General features: G+C 61.3%; 15 protein-coding genes. 7 read left to right on the plus strand and 8 right to left on the minus strand.

Annotated features, from left to right (window positions below; all coding sequences use genetic code 11):
- Positions 1 to 230: 230 nt before the first annotated feature.
- From J2X43_RS12750 to J2X43_RS12760, 3 genes are all read left to right on the plus strand, one after another.
- The gene (locus tag J2X43_RS12750; RefSeq protein ID WP_310294422.1) at positions 231 to 1433 is read left to right on the plus strand and encodes a pyridoxal phosphate-dependent aminotransferase; all 1203 of its coding nucleotides are present in this window, start codon (positions 231 to 233) and stop codon (positions 1431 to 1433) included.
- Positions 1434 to 1538: 105 nt separating this feature from the next.
- Positions 1539 to 1835, plus strand: coding sequence for a nucleotidyltransferase domain-containing protein (locus J2X43_RS12755; RefSeq protein ID WP_310294424.1), 297 nt, complete (start codon positions 1539 to 1541; stop codon positions 1833 to 1835).
- A gap of 109 nt (positions 1836 to 1944) precedes the next feature.
- Positions 1945 to 2157, plus strand: coding sequence for a DUF86 domain-containing protein (locus J2X43_RS12760; protein WP_405049593.1), 213 nt, complete (start codon positions 1945 to 1947; stop codon positions 2155 to 2157).
- Positions 2158 to 2252: 95 nt separating this feature from the next.
- Here J2X43_RS12760 and J2X43_RS12765 read toward each other — a convergent pair whose 3' ends face one another.
- A complete protein-coding gene (locus J2X43_RS12765; RefSeq protein WP_310294427.1) occupies positions 2253 to 3350 on the minus strand; it encodes a calcium:proton antiporter in 1098 nt (365 codons plus the stop codon).
- A gap of 224 nt (positions 3351 to 3574) precedes the next feature.
- Between J2X43_RS12765 and J2X43_RS12770 the strand changes: the two genes are divergently transcribed.
- Positions 3575 to 3859, plus strand: a complete 285-nt coding sequence (locus J2X43_RS12770) for a DUF2188 domain-containing protein (RefSeq protein ID WP_112537843.1) — start codon at positions 3575 to 3577, stop codon at positions 3857 to 3859.
- A 33-nt stretch (positions 3860 to 3892) separates the two neighbouring features.
- Here the strand turns inward: J2X43_RS12770 and J2X43_RS12775 are convergent, their stop codons facing one another.
- Positions 3893 to 4801, minus strand: coding sequence for a LysR family transcriptional regulator (locus J2X43_RS12775; RefSeq protein ID WP_112537842.1), 909 nt, complete (start codon positions 4799 to 4801; stop codon positions 3893 to 3895).
- Between the two features lie 87 nt (positions 4802 to 4888).
- On the opposite strand from J2X43_RS12775, the gene J2X43_RS12780 reads away from it, so the two are divergent.
- Entirely contained in the window at positions 4889 to 5893 is a 1005-nt protein-coding gene (locus J2X43_RS12780; RefSeq protein ID WP_310294430.1) for an NAD(P)H-binding protein, read from the plus strand.
- Here J2X43_RS12780 and J2X43_RS12785 read toward each other — a convergent pair.
- The 6 genes from J2X43_RS12785 to trxB all read right to left on the minus strand — a co-directional run bounded on the left by J2X43_RS12785 (position 5890) and on the right by trxB (position 12000).
- Positions 5890 to 6687: an aminoglycoside phosphotransferase family protein gene (locus tag J2X43_RS12785; protein WP_310294912.1), complete on the minus strand. Its 798-nt coding sequence runs from the start codon at positions 6685 to 6687 to the stop codon at positions 5890 to 5892. The two genes, J2X43_RS12780 and J2X43_RS12785, sit on opposite strands and share 4 nt — an antisense overlap.
- Positions 6688 to 6940: 253 nt before the next feature.
- A complete protein-coding gene (locus J2X43_RS12790) occupies positions 6941 to 8065 on the minus strand; it encodes an alkene reductase (RefSeq protein ID WP_310294432.1) in 1125 nt (374 codons plus the stop codon).
- 27 nt (positions 8066 to 8092) lie between these two features.
- A complete protein-coding gene (locus tag J2X43_RS12795; RefSeq protein WP_310294434.1) occupies positions 8093 to 9259 on the minus strand; it encodes an MFS transporter in 1167 nt (388 codons plus the stop codon).
- A gap of 2 nt (positions 9260 to 9261) precedes the next feature.
- Complete coding sequence (locus J2X43_RS12800) at positions 9262 to 9555, minus strand: metalloregulator ArsR/SmtB family transcription factor (RefSeq protein WP_310294436.1); 294 nt, start codon at positions 9553 to 9555, stop codon at positions 9262 to 9264.
- 550 nt (positions 9556 to 10105) lie between these two features.
- Entirely contained in the window at positions 10106 to 11002 is an 897-nt protein-coding gene (locus tag J2X43_RS12805) for a LysR family transcriptional regulator VtlR (protein ID WP_112386304.1), read from the minus strand.
- A 23-nt stretch (positions 11003 to 11025) separates the two neighbouring features.
- A complete protein-coding gene (gene trxB, locus J2X43_RS12810) occupies positions 11026 to 12000 on the minus strand; it encodes a thioredoxin-disulfide reductase (protein ID WP_310294438.1) in 975 nt (324 codons plus the stop codon).
- Between trxB and J2X43_RS12815 the strand changes: the two genes are divergently transcribed.
- Both J2X43_RS12815 and J2X43_RS12820 read left to right on the plus strand, forming a co-directional pair.
- Complete coding sequence (locus J2X43_RS12815) at positions 11999 to 12229, plus strand: hypothetical protein (protein WP_310294439.1); 231 nt, start codon at positions 11999 to 12001, stop codon at positions 12227 to 12229. The two genes, trxB and J2X43_RS12815, sit on opposite strands and share 2 nt — an antisense overlap.
- Before the next feature lie 6 nt (positions 12230 to 12235).
- Positions 12236 to 12700, plus strand: a complete 465-nt coding sequence (locus J2X43_RS12820) for an Lrp/AsnC family transcriptional regulator (protein WP_112386306.1) — start codon at positions 12236 to 12238, stop codon at positions 12698 to 12700.
- Positions 12701 to 12708 lie beyond the last annotated feature (8 nt).

Consider the following 12708-nt stretch of genomic DNA (forward strand, 5'->3'; position numbering starts at 1 on the left):
CTGATTTTAAGGGGTAAATCCCGATGGCCTCAGAGATTGATTCAAGATCCTCGCAAACTGATTCAACCGGGCGTCACAAACGATCTCTCAGGGTGCGGCAATCGATCAATAAGAATCATCGGCGTCATCGCGCCTTTGCGCTTGAAATGCCTGCGCACATTGGACATAGACCTTAGCGCAGAACTCCGGTCCCGGTCTTCTGCCCGTTTCAACCGTATAGGACCGATATCATGGCCTTTCTTGCCGATGCTCTTTCCCGTGTGAAGCCTTCAGCCACCATCGCCGTCGCTCAGAAAGCGCGCGAGCTGAAAGCCAAAGGACGCGACGTGATCGGGCTCGGCGCTGGTGAACCGGATTTCGATACGCCTGATAATATCAAGGACGCGGCGATCGACGCGATCAAGCGCGGCGAGACGAAGTACACGCCGATCTCCGGTATCCCGGAACTGCGCAAGGCGATTGCCGCGAAGTTCAAGCGCGAGAACAATCTCGACTACACCTGGGAGCAGACGATCGTCGGCACCGGCGGCAAGCACATTCTCTTCAACGCCTTCATGGCGACGCTGAATGCCGGCGACGAAGTCGTCATCCCGACGCCTTACTGGGTTTCCTATCCTGAGATCGTGGCACTCTGCGGCGGCACGCCTGTCTTCGTCGCGACGACCCAGGAGAACAACTTCAAGCTCCAGGCAGCTGACCTCGAAAAGGCGATCACGCCTAAGACCAAGTGGTTCATGTTCAACTCGCCGTCCAACCCGTCGGGCGCGGCCTATACGCATGACGAGCTGAAGGCGCTGACCGACGTTCTCGTCAAGCATCCGCATGTCTGGGTTCTGACCGACGACATGTACGAGCACCTGACTTACGGCGACTTCAAGTTCGCGACGCCTGTCGAAGTCGAGCCGAAGCTATACGACCGCACGCTGACCATGAACGGCGTCTCCAAGGCCTATGCCATGACCGGCTGGCGCATCGGCTACGCCGCCGGCCCGCTGCAGCTGATCAAGGCGATGGACATGATCCAGGGCCAGCAGACCTCGGGCACGACCTCGATCGCCCAGTGGGCAGCCGTTGAGGCGTTGAACGGCCCGCAGGACTTCATCCCGGCCAACAAGAAGATCTTCGAGGGACGCCGCGATCTGGTCGTCTCGATGCTGAACCAGGCCAAGGGCATTTCCTGCCCGGTTCCGGAAGGCGCCTTCTACGTCTACCCGTCCTGCAAGGGTCTGATCGGCAAGACTGCGCCCTCGGGCAAGGTCATCCAGAACGACGAAGACTTCGTCACCGAACTGCTGGAATCCGAAGGCGTCGCCGTCGTCCACGGCTCGGCCTTCGGCCTCGGCCCGAACTTCCGTATCTCCTACGCGACCTCGGAAGACCTGCTGGAAGAAGCTTGCCGCCGTATTCAGCGCTTCTGCGCTGCTTGCCGGTAAGTGACGTCAACAATCGGAATGACAGAAGCCCGCCGGAGACGGCGGGCTTTTTTGTTTGGGCGAGCGCCTGTGGAGATCGATCCGGTGATGTGATAGTTTTTGCTCATGGATCGAAAAGACGTGCTCGAAAGTCTGCAGGAATATTCCGATGCCGTACGCGGCATGGGCGCGGCGGGTCTTTATCTTTTCGGCTCCGCCGCACGCGATGAACTCGGCAGCAATAGCGACCTCGATATCTTCATCGACTACGATAGCGGTTCGCATTTTTCCCTGATTGATCTCGTCGCCATTAAGCAGTTTCTCGAAGACGAGCTGAATGTCGAAGTAGACTTGACGACACGCGACAGCCTGCATCCGATGCTTAAGGCGGACATCGAGCAAAGCGCTATACGGGTCTTTTGATGCCGAGAAAGCTCAAGCCAGTCATCACCGAGATTATCGAGACCATCGACGGTGTGCTGGCAGCGACGTCAGGCAAATCTCTCGACGATTGCTCGCGATCCAGCGGGCGTTGGAAATCATCTCGGAAGCGAGCCGCCATTTGCCCGACGAGCTCATCGCCTCGGAGCCCGATATCCCCTGGAAGCAGATCCGGGGTATCGGCAATGTTCTCAGGCATGAATATCATCGCATCGCCGATGACATCGTTTGGACCGTCGTTGCCAATAACCTCGGGCAGTTGCGAGAAGCAGCAATCAGATTGCTTGACCGCGCCGAAGACTGACAGGCGCTTTTGCGATATCGCTCGCGCGCTACACCGGCCGAACCAGAGCTGAATACCCGCGATCCTTTTAGTCGGCTGCCGCTCGCCTCTGACAATCACAGCCCCAGCGCCGTCAGCATCAGAAATGTTGCGAACAGGATGAAATGCGTCATGCCTTCGATGGCGTTGGTTTCGCCGTCGTTGAGGTTGATGGCGGCGGCGATCAGGGTGATGGCGACCATTACGGTCTGGACGGGCGTCATCGCCATGACGAAGGGTTGGCCGGTGTAGAGCGCGATGGCTTCCATCACGGGAACGGTCAGGATCACCGTCGAGAGCGAGGCGCCCATCGCGATGTTGACGGTTGCCTGCATGCGGTTTTTCAGCGCCGCCCGAAGGGCAGTGAGGATTTCAGGCGCGGCGGAGATGGCGGCGACGACGATGGCGGTCAGGGCGACCGGGGCGCCGGTGTCGCGCAGGCCCTCGGTCATGAAGGCGGACATGAATTCGGCAAGACCGCCGATGATGACGACGCCGACCAGGATGGTGATGATCGAGGCGGAGGCCGGTTCGTCGCTGTTATGCTCGTCGGTTGATCCGGCTTTCCGCTCGACGCGGGGATAGCTGTAGCTGAAGAAATAGCTGTGCTGGCCGACCTGCATGCGCAGGAAGAGGCCATAGAGGGCGATCATCGCGACGATGGTGAAGGCCGAGTAATAGTGCCATTTGGCTTCCGGCACGAATTCCGGGACGATCATCGAGATGCCGATGGCCGTCAGGATCATCACGCCATAGGTCTTGCCCGAGTTGTCGTTATAGGGCTGCTCGCCATGCTTCAAGCCGCCGAGCAGGGCGGCAAGGCCGAGAATGCCGTTGATATCCAGCATCAGCGCCGAATAGATCGTGTCGCGCACCAGCGTCGGCGAGCTTTCGCCGGACATCATGATGGCGAGGATGATGACTTCGACTAGCACCGCCGATAGCGTCAGGATCATCGTGCCATAGGGGTCGCCTACCTTGACGGCGAGGATTTCGGCATGGTGCGCCACCCTGATCGAGGCGAGCACGATGGTGCCGACAAGGGCTGCTGCGGCGATCAGCGCCGCACCGCGGCCCATCGCCATGACGCTATGTTCGAGCCCGTAGCCGGCGATGGCGGCAAGGAACGCGACAATGAGAAATTTCTCGTCCCGCAATCGTGAAATCAGTGTCACGCCTGGCTCCGGATTTGATTCATGCGATCAATCTAAGTCGATGATTTCTTTAATCAAGATGGTGCTTCGAGGGCGCAATTTGCGCTAATGCGGATTTAATGGAATACTGCCTCATCGGTTTGCCGGACACAATCGCGGCGTGCCCTCGTCTTCTTTTGCCGCCGCGACCGGCCGGATCACTCCCGGAAGTTCTTCGCCGCGCCCACGAGAAAAAGGAGAGGTGCATGGTCAAGGTGGTTTATGAGGTTGTCCCGCATGACGGAGGCTGGGCCTACAGGCTCGGTGGCGTCTATTCCGAGGCCTTTCCGTCGCATGCCGAGGCGCTCGAAGCGGCCCGTATCGTTGCTGCCGAACAGCAGGTCGGCGGCGATTCCGCCGAGATCAGCTGGCAGGACGACAAGGGCAAGTGGCACGAGGAATATGCCGAGGGCGGCGACCGTCCGGAAACCGAAGTGGTGGATGGCCTTCTTGCCGGCCGCCGCGGGGCGGAAGCCTCTCCCGGCGCCTGAGGCGCCGGAAATCCGTCTTTCGATCGTGCGCCGTCAGGCGCGCGTGCTCACGCAATTGTCCAGATAGATCTTCAACCCTTCGACCAGGGCATCGAAGGCGGCGCGGCAGCGCGGCGAGGTCTTCAGGTTCTCGTGCATCGCCACCCAGGTGCCGATATGCATGTCCATGATGCCAGGAAGGACGCGCACGAGGTTCGGGTCGGCGTCACCGAGACCGGTCTGGCACATGCCGATGCCGCAGCCGCTTCTGATGGCGGCGAGTTGCGCCAGGTAGCTATCGGTGCGGAACGCAAAGGCGATGCCGCCGGCGGCCGGAAAGCGCTGCACCATCGTCCGCACATAGGCCGTTTGCCGGTCGAAGCCGATCAGCCGGTGATTGCCGATATCCTCAAGCGTTTCCGGTGTTCCGTGGCGCGCCAGATAGGCGCGGTGAGCGTAGCAGGCAATCGGGATGTCGCCGATGCGCCGGACGACAAGGGCATCCTGCTGCGGCTCCATCATCCTCACAGCAATGTCGGCCTCGCGGTTCAGCAGGTCCTCGACGTCATCCGATGCGGACAGCTCGATCTCGAGCGCCGGGTGGCGGTCCTGCAGGGATGCAAGGATCGGCGGGAGCACTTCGACGGCAATCACCTCGCTGGCGCTGATGCGCACCGTTCCCTCGATCCGGTCGCGGTGACCTGATGCGGCCCGCAATAGCGCCGACGAACTTGACGCCATGGTTTCAGCGAAGGGCGCCAATGCGCGGGCGGCCTCGGTCGGCAGCAATCCGCTCTGCGAGCGGGTAAACAGCTGCGTGCCGACAGCCTGCTCCAGCGCGTCGATATGGCGGCCGACGGTCGGCTGTGTCAGGCCGAGTTCGCGGGCGGCGGCCGAGAGCGATCCGTGGCGGAGCACGGTCAGAAAGGTGCGGTAGAAATCCCAGCTCGGCTCTTCGATCATAAATTTATGTATAGATGATGCATTTATTTCGTCAATTTCGTTTATTTGTCATCTGCGGGACAATCATCTCCATCAAAGGAGATCGATATGACTGAAGATCGGAAGATTGCGCTCGTGCTTGGTGCGACAGGCGGCATCGGTGGCTCGGTGGCGCGGAACCTCGCTGGACGCGGATGGCATATTCGGGCGCTTAATCGCGACGCCGCGAAGGCTTCCAGAAGCCAGCCGGCATTCGAGTGGGTACAGGGCGATGCGATGAATGCTGCTGATGTTGCCGCCGCCGCCGATGGCGCCAGCGTCATCGTCCACGGCGTCAATCCGCCAGGCTATCGCGATTGGGAAAAGCTGGTGCTGCCGATGCTCGGCAATACGATCGCCGCGGCGCGGGCAGTTGGCGCGCGGATCGTGCTGCCGGGAACGGTCTATAATTTCGGCCCGGACGCCTTTCCCATCCTGCGGGAAGATAGCCCGCAAAACCCCGTCACCCGCAAGGGCGCGATCCGTGCCGAGATGGAGAGGCGGCTGAAGCGTGCGGCGGATGCGGGGACCGGCGTCATCATCGTCCGTGCCGGCGATTTCTTCGGGCCGGGTGCGACCGGCAACAGCTGGTTTTCGCAGATCGTCGCGCCCGGAAAGCCGGTAAAGACCCTGAAGAACCCGTCGCCCAAAGGCATCGGCCATCAATGGGCCTATCTTCCGGATGTCGCCGAAACGATGGCCGAGCTTATCGAACGGGCATCCTCGCTGCCTGATTTCGCCGTCTATCACATGGACGGTTTCTGGGACCGTGACGGCAGGCAGATGGCCGAGGCGATCCGCCGCGTCTCCGACGGGCGGGCGAAGATCGGCGCCTTTCCGTGGTGGATCGTGCCGCTTGCGGCGCCCTTCGTCACCGTGATGCGGGAGGTGAAGGAGATGCGCTATCTCTGGAAAGAGCCGATCCGGATGTCGAACGAGAAGCTTGTCGCAGAGCTTGGGCGTGAGCCGCAGACGCCTGTTGACGACGCTGTGCGGGCCTCATTGATGGCGCTCGGCTGCCTGCCGAAGCCGGCGGGATTGCTCAGCGATAGCCGTGCGGCGGTGCTGCGCTAGCCGAGTTCGGCGATAGCAATGCGGGCGATGGTGAGCTGCAGCTCGGCGCTCTCCGTCGAGCCGTCGCCCAGGAACCAGGCGGCGGAAAGACCGGAATAGGCGGCGATCCATTGCAGCAGGCGGCGTGGATCGATGCCTGTCTCTTCGGCGACGATGGGCAACTGGCGCTGCAGCCGGCCGGGTGTGGTAATGATCTCCAGATCCTCGTTGGCGAAGGTGTTTGCGAAATCGAAGCCGCGTTCGCCGTAAAGACCTTTCGGGTCGATGGCGAGCCAGCCGTCATCGCCGAAATCCAGAATGTTGCTGTGATGGATATCGCCGTGGAGGACTGCTTCGCCCTGCGGTGTTGCCAGCAATGCGCGGGCAGTCCGGTCGCAATCGGCGAACGTGCCGCCATGGCGGGCGGCGACGGGTGCAAGGTCGCGGAACCATCGCTCCAGCGGGATCAACGCGGGCAGGGGCTTTGACTGCGGCGCATGCAGCCTGTTGGCGGTGCGGCAGATGATCCGCGTTGCCTCGTCGTCCAATCCATCGTGAGCCATGGTTAGCAGCGAGTGGGTGCTGAGTGAGCGCTCCATAAGAACGGCATGCGCGTCATGCGCATAGACTTTGGCCGCGCCGTCGCCATCCCACCAGTCGAGCACCGCCCCGCCAGCGCGCTCGGCCTCGTCGTCGGACATCTTCAGCATCGCCGGTTTGCCGCGCCAGATGACGGGCAGGAGATTGCTGGAATGGGTGGTGATCGGCGAGCCGTCCGGGGTGAGCGCCCAGTGGGAAAGGTAAGGTTCGAACATGTGGGTGAAGGTAGTGGGCCGGGACGTGCGTTTGAAGAGTTTCGGCTCCCGCACGCCCTCATTTCTGTGCTCGTCACAGAAATCCAGCCACGGCGCGTCTGCGCCGTGAATGACCGCCTCAGGCAGTCTCCCGCCGTGCAGACGCGCGGCACTGGATTCCTGTGACGAGCACAGGAATGAGGGAAACGTGGAGGCGGGTCCAAAAAAGAAATCCCGCCACGAGGGCGGGATCTCCAACTGTCGTTTGGCAGGCTTACGCTACCTTATCGGCCAGCGGATAGTCGATGTAGCCCTTCTGGCCGCCGCCATAGAAGGTGGCCTGATCCGGGGCGTTCAGCGGCAGGTTCTTTTCCAGGCGCTTCACCAGATCGGGGTTGGCGATGAAAGGCTTGCCGAAGGCGACGAGGTCGGCGCGGCCGCTGTCGACGGCGTCGATGGCCGTTGCGCGGTCGTAGCCGTTGTTGACCATCCAGTCGGCCTTGCCGCCGGCCTTTTCATAGGCCTGGCACAGCGCCTTGTAGTCGAAGGACGGGTTGTCGCCCTGCTTGTAGTCGCGCTCGCCGCCGGTCTGGCCCTCGACGATGTGGATATAGGCAAGGTCATACTTCGCCAGGCCTTCGACCACATGGGTGAACAGCGCCTGCGGGTTGGAATCGTAGCTGTCGTTGGACGGCGTGACCGGCGACAGGCGGATCGCCGTGCGGCCGGCGCCGATTTCCCTGGTCACGGCATCGACCACTTCGAAGGTCAGCTTGGTCCGGTTCTCGATCGAGCCGCCATACTGGTCGGTGCGGTCGTTGATGCCGTCGCGCATGAACTGGTCGAGCAGGTAGCCATTGGCGCCATGGATTTCGACGCCGTCGAAGCCGGCATCGATGGCTGCGCGGGCGGCCTTGCGGTAATCCTCGATGATGCCGGGGATTTCAGAGGTTTCGAGCGCGCGGGGCTCGGAGGTCTCGGCGAAGGAACCGGTGCCGTCGGCATTGACGAGATAGGTCTTGCCCTTGGCGGCGCGGTTTGTGGAGGAAACCGGCTTCCCGCCATTTGGTTGCAGCGTGGTGTGCGAGATACGGCCGACATGCCACATCTGCACGGCGATCTTGCCGCCTTCAGCGTGAACGGCATCGGTGACGCGCTTCCAGCCTTCGAGCGCTTCCTTGGTGTAGAGGCCGGGCACGTCGGCATAGCCCTGGCCCTGATGGGTGATCGGGGTTGCTTCGGTGATGATCAGGCCGGCGGTGGCGCGCTGGCGGTAGTATTCGACATTCAGGTCGTTCGGAACGGCACCCGGCGAGCGGTTGCGCGTCAGCGGCGCCATGACGATGCGGTTCTTGACGGCGATATCGCCAACCTGTGTCGGTTCAAAAAGCTTGGTCATAAAGGTATTTCCTTTTCTGGCGGGAGATCACTCGGCCGGGGCGGGGGCTGTCTTGCCCTTGGCGGAGAGATAGGTGAGTGCCGTGGCGCCGAGGCCGATAAAGGCCATGAGCGCTGCGGCCAGGGGAACGCGGGTCAGCTCGAAGCCACTCTCGATCACCATGCCGCCGGCCCAGGCACCGAGCGCATTGCCGGTGTTGAAGGCGCCGATATTGATGGTCGAGACGAGGTTCGGGGCACCCTTGCCGAAGCTGACGACGCCGACCTGCAGGGCAGGGACGGCGGCAAAGGTGGCGATCGCCCAGACGAGCAAGGTGATTTCGGCCGGGATGAAGAAGCGGCTGGTATAGCTGAAGACGATCGAGGTGACGGCGATTGCGGCGAAGACGCCGGCAAGCGTTACGCCGAGCTTCCAGTCGGCGAGCTTGCCGCCCACCAGATTGCCGACGGTGAGACCGAGGCCGATCAGGAACAGCGTCCAGGTGACGCCCTTCGGCGACAGGCCGGTGACGTCGCGCAGCAGCGGCGCGATATAGGTGAAGAGCGCGAACATCGAGGCCGAGAAGAACACGGTGGTCGACAGCGCCAGCCAGAGGCGGCCGTTGCGCAGCGCCGAAATTTCGGCGAGCAGGCTGCCGTGCGTTTCGTTCTTGTCCTTCGGCAGGATGGCGATCAGGCCGAGGATGGTGACGATCCCGACGACGGTGACCACGGCAAAGGTGGAGCGCCAGCCATAGGCCTGGCCGATGGCGGTGCCGATCGGCACGCCAAGCACGTTTGCCAGCGTCAGGCCGGTGAACATCAGCGCCACGGCGCGCGCCTTGCGGTCTTCGCTGACGAGGCCGGCGGCGACGACAGAGCCGATACCGAAGAAGGCGCCGTGGCAGAGCGCGGTGACGACGCGTGCAAACATCAGCACCCAATAGTTCGGGGCGATGGCGCAGAGCAGATTGCCGGCAATGAAGATCGCCATCAGCGCGATCAGCGCCGTGCGCCGCTTCAGCTTGGCGGTCGAGACGGCCATCAGCGGCGCGCCGACGGCAACAGCCAGCGCATAGCCGGTGACGAGCCAGCCTGCCTGGGGAATGTTGACGGAGAGATCGGCTGCGACCTCCGGCAACAGGCCCATGATGACGAATTCCGTGGTGCCGATCGCAAAGGAGCTCAGGGCAAGGACGAGGAGGGCGAGGGGCATGATCAGATATCCCTGGAGAGCTGCTTAAGGAAGTCGGCGATCGTTTCTTCGTTTCGCTTGTAGAAGATCCACTGGCCGACCCTGCGGGTGGTCACCAGGCCGGCGCGGTGCAGGGTGCCGAGATGCGAGGAGACGGTGGATTGCGACAGACCGCAGCGTTCGAACTGGCTGGCGCAGACGCCCATTTCCAGCGGATGCTCCTGAGACTTGAAATGTGCCTCGGGATTCTTCAGCCAGTTGAGGATGTCCATCCGTGTCGGATGAGAAAGCGCCTTGAGGATTTCGTCCTTATCCATCGTTCCGTGCCGATCCATAAATCGAAATTTCTCGATATATTGATCGACAGTCTACGATATGCAAGTCACGACGGTGTGAGCTCTTGCGAGATATTTTTCTGATTAAATTTTAAGCAAAAAAAAGAGGGCCACCGGAAAGCCGGGGCCCTTTAAAGGTGTGAAGGTCAATAAACCTCCAGAGGGGAACAGCTAATGCGGTGGCACTGGGAGAGAACCACGAAATGCATCAGCTATGTGCGATATGGTGGTTTATTGGGCAGGTTGCAATGCACTTTTGTGCATGCCTGCTATGCGCTGCACAAATTATGCTGCGATGCAGCGAATTTTGGGCAAAAAAAGAGGGCCACCGAAAGCTCGGGGCCCTTTTAAGGTGTGAAGGTCAAAAACCTCCAGAGGGGAACAGCTAATGCGGCGGAACTGGGAGGAAAAGCCGCCATGTGCATCAGCTATGTGCGATATGGTGTTTAAATGGGCAAACGGCAACCCCCCTTTTGTGCATGTCAGTCATGCGTGAGTTGCATAGTCGGCAATTTATTCCAGGAAACGCCGCCTAGAAGTTCCAGTTTCTGGCCTTGGTGACGATGAAATCGCGGAAGGCCTTGAGCTTCGCGGCGTTCTTGATTTCATCGGGATAGCAGAAATAGGTGTCGAAGGACGGTACGTCCGCATTGATCGCCAGCTGGATCAGGCCGGGGTCGCGGCCGACAATATAATCCGGCATGCAGGCAACGCCCATGCCGAGCAGGCAGGCGCGCTTGATCGAAGTCTGGCTGTTGATCTGCAAATGCGGAATGCGCTTGTTGTCCGACGAGCGGCCGGCGATCTCCAGCCAGTTGACGTCGAGCAGGTAGTTCGGCGCCGGTTCGCCGAAGGTGATGATGCGGTGGTTGTCGAGATCCTCCACCGTCTGCGGCTCGCCGTAACGGTTGATGTAGGAGGGGGCCGCATAGACGTGCATATGCACGGTGAACAGCTTGCGCTGGATGAGGTCCGACTGCTGTGGCTGGCGCAGGCGAATGGCGCAATCGGCGTGACGCATGTTCACGTCGACTTCCTCATTGTCGAGGATCAGCTGGATCTGAACATCCGGATAGAGCTGCATGAACTCCTGGATCTTGTCCGTCAGCCAGCCCTGGCCCAGACCGACCGTCGTCGTGACGCGCAGCTTGCCGGACGGCGTTTCCGTCGTTTCGGTAAGCTGCATCTTCACGGTTTCGAGCTTCAGCAGCACGTCATGCGCGGTGCGATACAGAAGCTCGCCCTGTTCCGTCAGGATCAGGCCGCGCGCGTGGCGGTGAAACAGCTTGGTGCCGACATCCTGCTCCAGCGCGCTGACCTGGCGGCTGATGGCGGATTGAGACAGATGCAGTTTATCGGCCGCATGCGTGAATGAACCCGCTTCGGCAGCTGCGTGAAAAATCCGCAGCTTGTCCCAATCCAATGGCATTCCCCCACCCCTCATAGCCATGCTTACTCCGCGGCCACGGCAACGGGCATGTGTCCCGTCAGATATCGCTCGGCCTCGAGCGCGGCCATGCAGCCGAGACCGGCGGCGGTGATCGCCTGCCGGAAGGTATCATCCGTCACGTCGCCGGCAGCATAGACACCTTCTACGCTGGTTGCGGTGGAATCAGGAGCGGTCCAGAGATAGCCGTTGTCCTTGAGCTTCAGTTTGCCCTTGAAGAGTTCGGTGGCCGGCGCGTGGCCGATCGCCACGAAGACGCCGTCGATAACGGTATCGGAGATTGCGCCGGTGCGCGTATCGCGCAGCCTGACGCCCGAAACCGACGGCGGCATCGGCGGCTTGGCCGGGGTGCCGGTGATTTCGGCGATCTCGGTATTCCAGAGAATCTTGACGTTTTCCTTGGCGAACAGGCGCTCCTGCAGGATTTTTTCCGAGCGGAAGCTGTCGCGGCGGTGCACGACCGTGACCGACTTGGCGATGTTCGAGAGATAAAGCGCTTCCTCGACGGCGCTGTTGCCGCCGCCAACGACGATGACGTCCTTGTTGCGGTAGAAGAAACCATCGCAGGTGGCGCAGGCAGACACGCCAAAGCCCTGGAAATGCTGCTCGCTCTCGATGCCGAGCCATTTGGCCTTGGCACCGGTGGCGATGATCAGCGTATCCGCGGTCCAGACCTGGCCGCTGTCGGTGCGGGCGACGAAGGGGCGCTGGTTCATCTCGACTTCGGTCACGAGGTCATTGACGATTTCGGCGCCGACATGCTTCGCCTGCTGCAGCATCTGCTCCATCAGCCACGGGCCCTGGATCGGATCGGCAAAGCCTGGATAATTCTCAACGTCGGTCGTGATCATCAGCTGGCCGCCTTGCTCCATGCCTGCGATCAGCACCGGCTTCAGCATCGCACGCGCCGCATAGACGGCAGCCGTATAGCCGGCAGGGCCGGAGCCGATGATGAGCACCTTCGTGTGGCGGGCGGACATGTCTGAATTCCTTTCGACTGGCGGGGACGCTGCGGCTAGAGAGCGAATGATGCCGTTTCGCGTTCCTCGCTCATTTATGAACGTCCAGTGCTTTTATTCAAGGGCAGCCTTGCATTACCAACAAGGCATTGCGATCTGCTGTGCAAGAATCCACCGCGACGGCGAAACATTCTTGCCTATTACGGCACTTTATATAGAAGCTGGCGCGACCGAATTAAAGAAAGGCTGAGGCTCTGTGCGTGCCGAACTCGATGTCATCGACATAAAGATTCTGAGAGAGCTGCAGGCGGACGGCCGCATGACCAATGTCGAGCTCGCCGACCGCGTCGGCATCTCGGCGCCGCCCTGCCTTCGCCGCGTACGCAAGCTCGAGGAAGCCGGCATCATCGAGGGCTACCACGCGATGCTGAACAGCCCGAAGCTCGGCTTCGACCTCGTCGCCTTCTGCATGGTCGGCCTGAAGCACCAGTCCGAAGCCAACCTGAAAGCCTTCGCCGCCGCCACCTCCAACTGGCCTCTGGTCCGCCAGGCCTGGATGGTCTCCGGCGACAGCGACTTCCTGCTGCATTGCGTGGCGGAAAATTTGACGCGGTTTCAGGACTTCGTCATCGAGGTGCTGACGGCGAATGAACATGTCGATACGGTCAGGACGATGCTGACGATCCGGCAGGTGAAGCGGTTGGGACTGGTTGAGGTTTAAGGGGCAGG

This window comes from Rhizobium sp. BE258, from assembly GCF_031457345.1.
In the GTDB taxonomy this organism is placed as follows: domain Bacteria; phylum Pseudomonadota; class Alphaproteobacteria; order Rhizobiales; family Rhizobiaceae; genus Rhizobium.